Origin of the sequence: Paradesulfitobacterium ferrireducens (assembly GCF_017310645.1) — a bacterium.
Taxonomy (GTDB): domain Bacteria; phylum Bacillota; class Desulfitobacteriia; order Desulfitobacteriales; family Desulfitobacteriaceae; genus Paradesulfitobacterium; species Paradesulfitobacterium ferrireducens.
The window spans coordinates 1-13,214 of record NZ_JAFLRH010000025.1 but is presented as its reverse complement, the minus strand read 5'-3'; the positions used below and the strand labels follow the sequence as shown (position 1 = coordinate 13,214).

At 46.1% G+C, this 13,214-nt stretch carries 10 protein-coding genes and 1 pseudogene; 10 read left to right on the top strand and 1 reads right to left on the bottom strand.

Going from position 1 to position 13,214, the window contains the following annotated elements:
* Positions 1 to 82: 82 nt before the first annotated feature.
* Entirely contained in the window at positions 83 to 904 is an 822-nt protein-coding gene (locus J0X21_RS09915; RefSeq protein ID WP_206812049.1) for a pyruvate, water dikinase regulatory protein, read from the top strand.
* On the top strand, positions 897 to 3,545 hold the full coding sequence (gene ppdK / locus J0X21_RS09910) for a pyruvate, phosphate dikinase (protein ID WP_206812048.1): 2,649 nt from the start codon (positions 897 to 899) through the stop codon (positions 3,543 to 3,545). The genes J0X21_RS09915 and ppdK overlap by 8 nt, the downstream gene beginning before the upstream one ends.
* Positions 3,546 to 3,766: 221 nt before the next feature.
* Here the strand turns inward: ppdK and J0X21_RS09905 are convergent, their stop codons facing one another.
* A complete protein-coding gene (locus tag J0X21_RS09905; protein WP_206812047.1) occupies positions 3,767 to 5,026 on the bottom strand; it encodes a PucR family transcriptional regulator in 1,260 nt (419 codons plus the stop codon).
* A gap of 233 nt (positions 5,027 to 5,259) precedes the next feature.
* Here J0X21_RS09905 and J0X21_RS09900 point away from each other — a divergent pair, with 233 nt between their 5' ends.
* The 8 genes and pseudogenes from J0X21_RS09900 to J0X21_RS09865 all read left to right on the top strand — a co-directional run.
* Positions 5,260 to 6,063 carry a methyltetrahydrofolate cobalamin methyltransferase gene (locus tag J0X21_RS09900; RefSeq protein ID WP_206812046.1) on the top strand — a complete coding sequence of 268 codons (804 nt, stop codon included), beginning with the start codon at positions 5,260 to 5,262 and terminating at the stop codon, positions 6,061 to 6,063.
* Positions 6,064 to 6,099: 36 nt separating this feature from the next.
* Entirely contained in the window at positions 6,100 to 6,732 is a 633-nt protein-coding gene (locus J0X21_RS09895; protein WP_206812045.1) for a corrinoid protein, read from the top strand.
* Positions 6,733 to 6,765: 33 nt separating this feature from the next.
* A complete protein-coding gene (locus J0X21_RS09890; protein ID WP_206812044.1) occupies positions 6,766 to 7,743 on the top strand; it encodes a uroporphyrinogen decarboxylase family protein in 978 nt (325 codons plus the stop codon).
* A gap of 129 nt (positions 7,744 to 7,872) precedes the next feature.
* Entirely contained in the window at positions 7,873 to 8,424 is a 552-nt protein-coding gene (locus tag J0X21_RS09885) for a DUF2284 domain-containing protein (RefSeq protein ID WP_206812043.1), read from the top strand.
* A gap of 73 nt (positions 8,425 to 8,497) precedes the next feature.
* Positions 8,498 to 10,330, top strand: coding sequence for an ASKHA domain-containing protein (locus tag J0X21_RS09880; RefSeq protein WP_206812042.1), 1,833 nt, complete (start codon positions 8,498 to 8,500; stop codon positions 10,328 to 10,330).
* A gap of 13 nt (positions 10,331 to 10,343) precedes the next feature.
* Positions 10,344 to 11,582, top strand: coding sequence for a multidrug effflux MFS transporter (locus J0X21_RS09875; protein WP_206812041.1), 1,239 nt, complete (start codon positions 10,344 to 10,346; stop codon positions 11,580 to 11,582).
* Between the two features lie 156 nt (positions 11,583 to 11,738).
* Complete coding sequence (locus tag J0X21_RS09870) at positions 11,739 to 12,026, top strand: transposase (RefSeq protein WP_206812040.1); 288 nt, start codon at positions 11,739 to 11,741, stop codon at positions 12,024 to 12,026.
* Positions 12,027 to 12,046: 20 nt separating this feature from the next.
* Positions 12,047 to 12,940 (top strand): annotated as a pseudogene (locus tag J0X21_RS09865) (IS3 family transposase); the annotation flags it as partial.
* Positions 12,941 to 13,214: the final 274 nt, after the last annotated feature.

Genomic DNA, 13,214 nt, shown 5'->3' with positions numbered 1-13,214 from the left:
AGCATTAGCTGGAAACATATTCTGAGCTATTCTGACTACTGACTCCTGAATTCTGAATCCCTGAATAGCTGGGGGTGTTGATTTGCCAATTGAGAGACCTGTGATTTATGTGATTTCCGATGCTCTGGGCGAGACCGCGGAATTTGTAAGCAGGGCTGCCGCCGCTCAGTTTAACGGAGTGCGTACCCGTATCCGGCGTGTGCCATATGTGCGGGATGAATCCCATCTGGATGAGATCATCGAGGAAGCGGCGAAAGAGCAAGCCATTCTCGCTTATACGCTTGTTCTGACTAACCTGCGCACTTATCTTGAACATAAAGCAGCAGAGTATAATCTGCAGACGATAGATATTTTGGGACCGTTGATCGGCGCCCTGTCCACCCAGACCGGACTGACTCCCAGCCATATTCCGAATATCACGCACCGCCTTGACGAACAGTACTTCCGCAAAGTGGAGGCGGTGGAATTTGCGGTTAAGTATGACGACGGCAAAGATCCACGGGGGTCGCTCTTTGCGGATGTCGTGCTAATCGGGGTTTCGCGCACTTCCAAGACGCCGCTGAGCATGTATCTGGCTCATAAAGGGATCAAGGCGGTCAATATCCCGCTGGTGCCGGAGGTGAACCCTCCGGAGGAACTCTTCAAAGTCTCCCCGCATAAGGTCATCGGGCTCACGCTAAGGCCTGATGTCTTAAATCAAATCCGGACTGAACGCCTAAAAACCCTCGGCCTCGGCGCCAAAGCGGACTATGCAAGCCTCGAGAGGATCATGCAAGAACTGGAGTATGCCCGCGGGGTTATGAAAAGAATTGGCTGTCCCATTATTGATGCTACTGGCAAAGCAGTCGAAGAGACAGCGAGCCTGGTACTAGAAATAATTTTTAAGGGGGAGAGACATGTCTAGGAAGTACGTTTACCTGTTTCGGGAAGGAAAGGCTTCGATGCGTGACCTCTTAGGGGGGAAAGGGGCTAACCTGGCGGAAATGACTAATATCGGCCTGCCGGTGCCTCCGGGGTTTACCATCACGACTGAGGCCTGCAACGAGTACTATGAAAATGGTCAGAAGTTCCCGGAGGGCTTGTGGGCTCAAATCGAGCCGTCTTTAGCGGAGGTGGAACGGGCTACCGGCAAAATCTTTGGGGATCGCCTGAATCCCTTGCTCGTATCCGTGCGTTCCGGAGCCAAGTTTTCCATGCCCGGAATGATGGATACCATACTTAATCTGGGCTTAAACGATGAAACGGTTCAGGGGTTGGTCGAAGCGACCCAGAATGAACGCTTCGCCTTTGACTGCTACCGCCGCTTCATCCAAATGTTCGGGGATGTCGTGTTAGAGGTAGAGCATCATCATTTTGAGGTTATTCTTGAACAAGCTAAAGCCAAGCAAGGGGTTAAATATGATTCCGAGCTGTCCCCGGCGAGCCTTCAATGGATGGTTGCGGAATATAAGAAACTTATTCAGCGCACGACCGGCAGACCTTTTCCGCTTGACCCCAAGGTCCAGCTGGAAGAAGCGATCCGGGCAGTTTTCCGCTCCTGGAACAATGACCGGGCTATCGTTTACCGCAAGATCAATAATATTCCGGACAACATCGGCACCGCGGTCAATGTGCAATCCATGGTTTTCGGCAATATGGGCAATGACTCGGGCACAGGGGTGGCTTTTACCCGCAATCCTTCTACCGGGGAGAAGGCTCTTTACGGCGAATATTTGATGAATGCCCAAGGTGAGGACGTCGTGGCCGGGATTCGCACTCCTCAGCCGATCGCCAGTCTGGCGGCTGAGAACAAGGCGATTTACGACCAGTTTGTGCAGATTTCCACCAATTTGGAAGCGCATTACCGCGATATGCAGGACATCGAATTCACGATTGAGAGAGGAAAACTCTATATCCTGCAAACCCGCAACGGCAAGCGTACCGCGGCCGCTGCTATCCGGGTGGCGGTCGAACTCTGCCACGAAGGCTTGATCACGAAAGAAGAAGCCATCGGCCGCATTGAGCCGGGGCAGCTTGACCAGCTCTTGCACCGCCGCATGGACACTTCAGCCAAACTGGATGTGCTGGCTACCGGTCTTCCGGCCTCGCCGGGAGCCGCTTCGGGCAAGATCGTCCTGGATGCCGATGAGGCTGAGAAGCTCGGCAATGCCGGCGAGAAGGTCATTTTAGTGCGGACCGAGACTACGCCGGATGATATTCATGGAATCTTGGCCGCGCAAGGAATTTTGACCAGCCGCGGCGGCATGACCAGCCACGCAGCGGTGGTGGCCCGCCATATGGGCAAGCCTGCCGTCTGTGGCTGTGAAGCCCTGAAAATTGACTATGCGAACCACACTGTGACCATTGACGATGTGGTCTATCCTGAAGGTACGGTCTTCTCCATCGATGGGGCTACCGGGCGTGTGATTAAAGGCGCTGTACCCATGATTGACCCCGAACTGAGCAGTGAGTTCAAGGAACTTCTGGTGTGGGCCGATGAGATCCGTGTCCTTAAAGTCCAAGCCAATGCAGATACACCTCATGACGCCCAAAACGCCCGCGACTTCGGCGCTCAAGGAATCGGACTGTGCCGCACCGAGCACATGTTCATGGATCCTGCCCGCATCCCGATTGTCCAGGAAATGATCCTGGCACAAAGCCTGGCTGAGCGGGAGACAGCTTTAGCGAAACTGCTGCCCATGCAGGAAGGAGACTTTTACGGCATCCTTAAGGTGATGCACGGACTGCCGGTAGTGATCCGCCTGCTCGATCCGCCGCTTCACGAATTCCTGCCGCATGTGGAAGAACTCGTGGTCGAAATCACCAAGCTGAAGCTCACCGGGGAAAATCCTCACGAATTAGCGGAAAAAGAGGCACTCCTGCGTAAAGTGCGGGCACTTTCCGAGCTGAATCCCATGCTTGGACACCGCGGCTGCCGTCTGGCCGTTACCTTCCCTGAAATTTATGCCATGCAGGCCCGGGCCATTTTCCAAGCCTCTGCCCGTCTGGTTAAGGAAGGGTATGAGATCCATCCGGAAGTTATGATCCCGCTGATCATTGACACCAAGGAATTACAGATGCTGCGCAAACTGACGGAAGATACCGCAGAAGCTGTGATGGAGGAGCAAAATGTCCGCTTTGCCTATAAAGTGGGCACCATGATCGAAGTCCCGCGGGCGGCCTTGCTGGCCGACGAGATCGGGAAAGTCGCCGACTTCTTCTCCTTCGGCACCAATGATTTGACCCAGACCACTTTTGGCTTCTCGCGCGACGATGCGGAAGGGAAATTCCTCCCGGCCTATCTGGAAAAGGACATCCTGGAAAACAACCCGTTTGCTGTGCTTGACCGCGAAGGGGTTGGCAAATTGATGAAGATGGGGGTTCAACTCGGCCGCGAAGCCAATCCGGGTATCGAGCTGGGAATTTGCGGGGAACACGGCGGGGAACCGTCTTCGATCGAGTTCTGCCACCTGATCGGTTTGGATTACGTTTCCTGCTCCCCGTTTAGGGTGCCGATCGCCCGCCTGGCCGCGGCTCAGGCTGCGATAAGCAATAAGGGTCAATAAATTGAAGCAAGAAATAGTTTAGATAAAGCTCTCAAAGCCCTTGTATACCAAGAGTTGGAAGGTAACTGTACTATAAAGAAATGGGGTATTGTCTCTTAGTGATTTTAAGAGGCAGTACCCTATTTTTAGTGTTCCATTTTTGTGGTACATAAAACGACACGAGGTTTTCCATTACAAATACAATTCCATCCTACCACCTAAATGGAGGATGGAAATTTCCGTTACGGCAAATTTATTTTCAACAATTCCAGAATTTTGAACGATAAATGCAAATGAAGGAATGTATTACTGTTATTGATATCGATATCCATAATGACTTCGATTTTCTCAAGCCGGTAGAACATCGTATTTCGGTGGATATTCAAGGCTTTGGCAGAATCGGTAATGTTTTTGGAATGAATAATATAGGTATAGAGGCTGCGGGTATAGTCGGTATTATTCTCCTTATCGTACTCGATCAGTTTCAAAAGAGAAGGATGACAATTCTTCTTGAGATCTTCAACACCGGAACACGATTCTGCAAAGTGATAGATGGCATATTCATCATATGGGTAAAAATATTCTTCCTTATTAAGCATCATGCCCAATCGTAAGGCATCCAATGATTGGAAATAATGTTCATGTACGTCTTCCAAATGATGAAAACAACGGCTAATACCGGCATATAAATGGTAGGTTTTCAAAAACATCTTTAACTTCTTAATCTCGGATTTATAGAATTGGTCATCCTCATAACTCATGATTAAAACGATCTTATCATCATAAACGACGGCCTTGCTGTGGGGTATCTTTTGTTCAAGTTCATTGCGCAAATAAGTCAAGGACGTTTTTGTATTATCAAAACGGCTGATATCAAGCGTGAGAGTGTAAAGATTTTTCCTGAAGGTTAGATTTAAGACTTTAATCCGTTCATCAATGATTTTCCCATCCTTGAACTTTCCGTCTAAAAGCTCTTTAATAAAGTTTTCATGTACTAATCCTCGTGAATAGTGAATGAATTGATTTTTTTGCAGCTCAATGGAGATAGCTTTAGATAAGAGGGCAGCAAGCTCAAGATCTGAATCTTGAAGGGGCTTATCATGAGCAATAATACTTAAAACAGCAATTGGTTTGCCGCCGAATGCTACTTTACTCATAATCCGGGGATATTTTGAATAAGGATCAGTCCAGAAAAAAGGGGATTCGCTCCGGTTAACGAGCTGGCTGAGTTTATTCGATGCGTAATAATTTACTAAACTTAATGATGGATAACCGGAATTGACGTATTCATTCCATACGGGGTCGTCATTGATTTTTGAATTAGATGAGTAGGCGATGGTTTTTAAACTCATATCGATAACCAAGATTGGGTTCCCAAACATTTCATACCCAATTTCAACTAATTGTTGCAAGCTGCCTTCCCCTGCAAGAGCATCCAAGAGTTTAAGCGAGTTTTGTGCTAGAAAGTGATTATTATTTAGAGTGGGTTTCGATTGTTCCATCTAAATACCTCCCTCACTAGTATCGTGCAATGTGAACGAAATATCCTTAATTATTTCAGATGTATATACAAAGGCTTACAGGTTATAAAATCGAAATTTAAAATATATTCACTTATAATCACTCTAAACTTTATCAGTTAATTTAGAAAAGTAAAAGGAAGGTGTTTTTTATCTGATTAATTATAAACTTCAGCCAAGGTGAATGCAAAAAGCAGAAAAAGGAGAGAGATTTATTGATTATTATCGGTGAAAAAATCAACGGTGCAATTCCTTCTGTAGCTAAGGCAATTGCCGAAAAAGACGCGGACTTAATCCGCAATCTCGCTAAAATCCAGGCCGATGCTGGAGCAAACTTTATTGATGTGTGTGCCTCCACGGATGTCAGCATTGAGGTTGAAACTCTGAAGTGGCTGATCGGCCTGGTCCAGGAGGTTACAGACACGCCGATCGCTATCGACAGCCCGCATGCCCAGGCTATTGTCGAAGCGATTCCGTTCTGCAAACAGCCGGGGCTAATTAATTCTGTATCCGGTGAAGGAGACAAGATTGATGTTATCTTCCCTGTCATTGCAGATACAAAGTGGGAATGTGTGGCCCTTCTTTGCGACGACAGCGGGATTCCTAAGACAGCCCAAAAACGTCTGGATGTGTTTGCCCACATCATGAAAAGAGCTGAGGAATTTAAGATTGCCCCCTCGCGCCTTCACATCGATCCGCTGGTCGAAATGCTCTGTACCTCGGAAGATGGCATTAATATGATCGTTGACGTCATCAAAGAAATTAAAGCACGGTATCCGGAGATCCATGTGACAGGTGGTTTGAGTAATGTTTCTTTCAATCTTCCTGCGCGAAGACTCGTTAATCAGGCTTTTACTGTACTGATGATGAGTGCAGGTATGGACAGCGGTATTCTCAGTCCGACCAATCAGGATTTGATGGGTATGATCTACGCAACGGAAGCACTGTTAGGAAAAGATGAATACTGCATGGAATACATCGAAGCATTTAGAGAAGGTTTATTCGGCCAAAAAAAATAAGACATGTTATCTAGATTTATAAGGAGGGCTACAGAAATGTCTAAAATCCAAGAAGTAAAAGCTATGGTAGAAGTAGGAAAAGCCAAGCTCGTTCCAGGCTTGGTCCAGGAAGCATTGAATGAAGGAAACGCAGCAGGTGATATTCTTCAAGCTATGATTGACTCTATGGAGGTTGTTGGTGACAAATTCTCCAAAGGGGAGGCTTATGTTCCTGAAATGCTAATGGCTGCTAAAGCCATGTCCAAGGGTGTTGACGTACTCAAACCTCTTCTCGCCGTTGAGAGCACATCGTCATTGGGGACATGTGTTATCGGAACAGTTCAGGGCGATCTCCATGACATCGGCAAAAACCTCGTTGCGATGATGCTTGAAAGTGCCGGGTTTAGTGTGGTTGACCTCGGCGTTGACGTAGCCGCAGACAAATTCGTTGAGGCTATTAAAGAAAATCAAAACGTTACTTTAGTGGCCTGTTCAGGACTTCTGACAACAACGATGCCGGCCATGAAGGAAACTGTGCAAACCCTTAAAGGCAGCGGCTTGACTGGATTCAAGGTTATCGTCGGCGGTGCACCTGTAACCCAAGAGATGGCTGATAGTATCGGCGCTGACGGTTTTGCTCCCGATGCCGGCATGGCTGTTGTTAAAGCCAAAGAATTAGTAAAAGCTTGAAACAAGCTGGAAGTATAAGGAGGGCGAGGGTTTATGTTAACCAAAAGACAGAACTTATTAGAAACGATTAAAGGTGGAAATCCGGATCGATTTGTTAAGCAGTATGAGTTTATGCATTTCATCATGGAAGTTCCGACAGGATTAGAGATGAATTACGGTAAGACTTGGAAAGACCAATGGGGCATTACATGGCAGTGGCCGGAAGGCCAAATTGGCATGTTCCCTGTGCATGATGATGAACACAAGGTATTGAAAGATATCACTGAATGGAGAAAATACGTTAAGGCACCCGCTATTGAAACATCGGATGAAGCATGGGCCGCGGCTGTGGCTCACGCAAATTCGGTTGACCGTAACGAGGAATTTGTCACACCGTTTGTGGCACCCGGCGTCTTTGAGATGACCCATCATCTTATGAGCATGGAAGATGCCTTAATGGCTTTGTATGAAGAACCCGAGGCTATGCATGAGTTGATTGATTATCTTACTGAGCGTGAGTTAGCCTTTGCCAGAGTCTTGATCGACAAAATCCACCCGGATTGTCTTTTCCATCATGACGATTGGGGCAGCCAAAAAAACTCTTTCATATCCCCGGAGATGTTTGAAGAGTTCTACTTGCCGGCCTACAAGAAAATCTACGGTTTCTATAAGGCCAATGGGGTTGAACTCATCGTGCATCACAGTGATTCCTATGCCGCAAATCTGGTTCCCTATATGATCGAAATGGGAGTCGATATCTGGCAGGGTGTCATGACAACGAACAACACGCCTGAGCTTATTAAACAATATGGGGGCAAAATCAGCTTTATGGGTGATATTGACAGCGGTGTGGTTGATTTTCCGGCCTGGACACCTGAAATAGCTGCCAGAGAAGTCGAGAGAGCTTGCAAGAATTGCGGCAAGTTATACTTTATCCCTTGTTTAACCATGGGAGGAAATTGGAGTGCATTTCCGGGTGTATATGATTCAGTCAGTGAAGCGATCGACAGAATGAGTAAAGAAATGTTCTAACCCGACTGCCTTTTGAATGTATAATTGAGGCTTAAGCAGAAGTTATGCTAAGGAGTAGGTAAACTAACTTTTGCTCTACATTGAAGAGAGAGCCTGCGGTGGCTCTCTCTTTTGAAAAGGAGCAATCATATGAAAACGGTTCTAAACGATTTAGTAAAAGAGGCCCTTGAATTAAACGCCACACATGCTTCGATTGTTGAAGTGGCTAAAATTCCGTTTAGCGAAGACTTCAGAAAACAATGTGAACAGAATTCATGTGGATGCTACGATAAAAACTGGATGTGTCCTCCTGCGGTTGGGACGGTCAGTGATTTGATTAGGCGGGCTTTGAGCTTTAAACAGGGTCTTTTGTTTCAGACAGTCCATCAGTTGGAAGATTCTTATGATTGGGAAGGCATGCAAGAGGGACAAGCCAATCACGAAAAGGTATTCAGGAAACTACTCGAGCATGTAAAGCATGAGGATATCTTTGCACAAATCCTACCATTAAACGCAGGTCCCTGTATGTATTGTGCAAAATGCGCCTATCTCACGGGGGAGAAATGCTTTTTTCCCGACAAAGCAATATCATCTGTGGAAGCGTATGGAATTGACGTCATGAACCTGCTGAAACATTATGAAATACCCTATTCAAATGGCCCTAATACCGTTTCATATGTAGGATTGATATTGTTCAAATAGTAAAACGATAAAGTAGAGAGCAAGAGGATGGTTTAATTAATCAGATTAACAATCAGATTAACAGGAGGGCGTTATGGAGATAAAGGTACTCCCGGATTTAACGATTACTGCCGATTCAGATGAAACGTTAATGGACGCATTAGTTCGCCATCGCCTTTCTGTTCAGAATGTTTGCAATGGCAAAGGAACCTGTGGTAAATGCAAAGTTCGCATATCAGGAAGGGTTCCCCAGCCTACTGAACGTGATCGAAAGCATTTGAATGAAACAGAACTTGCGGCTGGAATTCGTCTAGCCTGTGCAGTAATTCCGGAAAACGGTATGATCATTGAACTTGATGTTGTGGATAAGCTGGATCGGAAGGAAGCTGCGCTCTTAGGGATGAAGGCTGCAACCTTGGACCCTGGAGTCAAGAAGGTTTTCCTTACCCTCAGCAAGCCGACATTAGCCGATGAACGGGGAGACTGGGACCGTACGGTGGACGAATTAATCAACGTCACCGGAAAAAATATCGTTGCTTCCAGTTTAAATGTTATCGGCAAGGCTCCTGAAGTTATCCGTGCTGACAACTATACACTGACCGCTACAGTCACAGACCGTGAAATTCTTGATATAGAAGCAGGCGATACAAGGTCAACGTTGTTTGGGGCAGCTGTCGATATTGGAACAACAAGTGTAGCTGTCGCCTTAGTTGATCTTTTGCAGGGAACGGTTCTGAAGGTTGTATCAACTGAAAACGAACAAACTGCTTATGGGGCTGATGTCATTTCCCGTATTTCGTTTGCCAGTGAAAGCAGGCAGAATGCTGTCTTATTGCAAAATGCAATTCGGAGAACCATTAATCGTTTGCTTAATGAACTTAACCTTAAAACAAACGTAAATCTTAAGGATATTATTAAAATGACCATTGTTGGCAATACAACAATGCATCACCTTTTCACCGGGCTTGACGTTTCACACCTTGCAGTTGCTCCCTTTGTTTCTGTCTGCAATCGTCCGTTACAATTTTCAGCACATGAGTTGAGCCTGGACGTAAATCCTCAAGCTAAAGTATTCCTGCTCCCGAATATCGGAAGCTTTGTGGGGGGAGATACTTTAGGAGCTGTTCTCGGCGCGCCGGAAGTATTGGAACCTGGGAACCATCTGTTAATCGATCTCGGCACCAATTGTGAGTTGTTCTTGAAAACGAACGATACCATGGTGGCTTGTTCCACTGCAGCCGGTCCGGCGTTTGAAGGAGCAGGCATCACGAATGGCATGAGGGCAAGGAAGGGCGCTATAGAAAGCATAACACTCTCTGAGCAAGGGGTGAGTTGTCGAGTCATCGGCGGCCAGACCCCAATCGGAATTTGCGGCTCCGGCCTGATTGAAGGAATTGACGAGATGAGACGGACCGGGGTAATCAATGCTCAAGGAAGGATTGGGGACCCTGAAGCAATTTCAAACCTTCCTATAGAGCTTCAACGTCGAATCCGGGGGACTGAAAAAGGCAATGAGTTTGTCCTTGCCTATGGCTTGGATCAAGGACGGGATATTACCATCACCCAAAAAGATATCGCAGCCTTTCAATATGCGAAAGGGGCAGTGTGCGCAGGGATTAAAACCTTGGTGGAGATGGCAGGATTAGCGGTATCCGACCTTGATTCAGTGATTTTAGCCGGTACGTTTGCCACGTATCTTAAGGCTGAAAATATCTTGAATATCGGCCTAGTTCCCAATATTCCGCCGGAAAGAATAAAGGCCGTTGGCAATGCTGCCCATATGGGTGCAATTCGGGCGCTTCTTGATGATCGTGAGTTAGCTTTTGCGGAAGAGTTATACCGCAAGATACGCCATATCGAGCTGGGCGGCAGTGTTACTTTTTCTGATTATTTCACGGATAGTATGTATCTCGAACGTCTTGATTGAGGGGAATATGATAATGGAAACAAGTAAACCTGACGGATCGAAACTGAGTGGACAGAAATATCTGGGCGAGAAAGGACTCCTCGCTTTAATAGGCTTCCTAAGCGCCTATATTCCTCTGTCCACTGATTTATACCTCCCAGCCCTACCACACATGGCAGATAACTTCCAGGTTCCTGCCAGCCTCATTAACCTTACTTTAACGCTATTTTTTATTTTTTATGCCGCAGCGACCTTGTTTTGGGGTCCTCTAAGTGATAAGTATGGCCGTAGGCCCATTTTACTGATCGGCTTGATTCTATATACAACTGCCAGTGTCTTATGTGCTTTGTCTACGAATGTTTACCAACTTATCGGCTTTCGGGTTTTTCAGGCAGTCGCCAGTGGGGCTGTCACCTCTGTGGGTTCAGCTGTTGTTAAGGATGTTTATGAGGGCCGGAAGCGGGAAACTGCTTTGGCGCTTGTCTTTTCAATGATGATGATTGCCCCAATTGTAGCGCCGGTAATCGGTGCATTTGTTTTAAGTGTATCATCCTGGCGAGGAATTTTTTGGGTTTTGTCCGGCGCAGGGATTCTGGCGCTTGCGGGTGCGATTGCCATGGAAGAAACCATTCAACATCGCAACACGGGAAACATTCTACAGTCGGTTTCCCGGCTCGGGGTAGTACTAAAGAATCCCGGATTTACCTTATTGTTAGTGACTTTTGCCCTTCGGTCAATACCTTTGATGGCTTTCATCTCATCGTCGTCGTATATCTATATCGATCAATTCGGCTTGAGTGAAAAAATGTTTAGCTATTTCTTTGCAGGTAACGCTGTGTTCATGGTCGTAGGCCCGATGCTTTATATGAGGCTTTCCGGCCGATTTAAAAGCGGAACAATTATAAGTGCGTGTTACTTGGTACTATCCCTAAGCGGGTTGCTAGTTGGCACCTTTGGAAATCTTAGTCCGTGGTGGTTTGCCGTTTCGCTCCTTCCGTCCACATTGGCAGGAAGTCTTATCGGTCCGCCCAGTGCCAATCTAATGCTTGAACAGCAACAGGAGGATACGGGATCAGCCTCTTCCTTGATGAACAGCTCTATTACAGTTATGGGAAGTGTGGGTATGATGCTTATTTCCTTTAACTGGACCAATCGGATCTTGGTTCTGGGAGTCCTAAATTTTATCTTCGGACTTTTAAGTTTCATCCTTTGGCAGTTGGTTTCTAAAGGGCCACATATTGTACAAGTGAAACACGACAAGGCGACATTATAGGGATACAATGTAAATAATAACTAGCTCAAAAGAAAGTAACGAAAATGGGGACCGCCTAAAGGATCCCCATTTTCGTTATGAAGCAGTATCATTTTAGTTGAGTCAGGAAACTCGTAATTCTGGAAATAATAACCACTAGAAGGGAAGGGATCCAGATTGCGAGATTATGACAAAGACTTCAAAGAAGAAGCCATCAAATTGTCCTACGAAATAGGACCCACAAAGGCCTCAGAGCAGTTAGGCATACCTCTAACGACGCTGTACACATGGCGGGGCAAAGTCAAAAAACATGGAGCCATCGCATTTGTTGGCAGCGGACATCCCCGTCTAGACCCTAAAACTGCGGAAATGAGAACGTTAGAGAAAAAGATCAAGGAACTGGAATCAGCGAATGATATTCTTAAAAAAGCTTTAGCTTTTTTCACCGAGAGCCAAAAGAAGTAGCTGCACGAGAACTTTTTAGGTTTATAAGGGCCCAAAAGACAAAAATTCCAGCTGAGCATAGCGTTAAAGAATTGTGTAAGGTACTAAAGGTTAGTGAAGCAGGATATTACAAATGGCTTAGACTCCAAGACCGCCCCTATAAATATGATGAGCTTTTGGCTAAGATCCGTGAGATTCGTGCAGAAAATGAGGACTATGGACCCTATCGAATCTATTTGGATTTGAAGCTTTTCCATGGCTATACCAGGAGCTATTATTTGGTTCTTAAGCTTTGCAAAGAGCATCATCTCATGTTCAGGAAAAAGTTCCATGCCAAAGGAATTACTAAGGCAGATCCCGCAGCACAAGCCAGTGAGAACCTAATTCAACAGGATTTTAGCGCCTCATCACCCAATCAAAAATGGCTTGGTGACATCACTGAAATCCCAACAGCTGATGGCAAGCTTTATTTAGCCGGCATTCTAGATTGCTTTGACGGAGCGATTGTTGGATTAAAAATGGCAAACCATATGAGGGCAGAACTTTGTGTCGATGCTTTCACTTCAGCAGCTAAGAAGTATCAAGCCTTTGGAATGCTGTTCCATAGTAATAGGGGAAGCCAATATACCAGTAGGGCTTACCGTGAAACATTGGCCAAGTATGGAGCGATACAGAGCATGAGCGGTACAGGAAAATGCTACGATAACGCCCGGATGGAGTCCTTTTTTGCAACCCTCAAGAAAGAACTCATCCATAAGGTCAAAACAGAAACTCTGAGGATGGAGACTGTAAAAAGCATGGTGTTTCGATTTATTGAAATCTACTATAACAGGAAACGAATTTACACCACCAACGGTGGTTACCCTCCCTTAATCAAGCGCTCAAACTATTACCGAGAACAGTTACTTGCCTCAGGTAATCTGAAAGCATCTTAGTAAATGGCAGGGGCTTTGCCCCTGGAGTTTATCGCTTTGGTTCTGCCCGTAAGGAAGGAGAGGAAGAAAAACATCCGTTCCCTTCCTCCGGCAGAAACCAGTTGGGCGCTCAGGTTGCTCTCCAGCAGAGCCCTAAAATTCCGATATCGGAATTTTAGGGCATATTCCGTTATTTGATGTATTCCGATTATTTTTCAAACCATGCTGAGTATTTTGTAGATGCAACACCGTCACTATCCTTTCGATTAAAAGAATCGGAATATTGTATTCTACT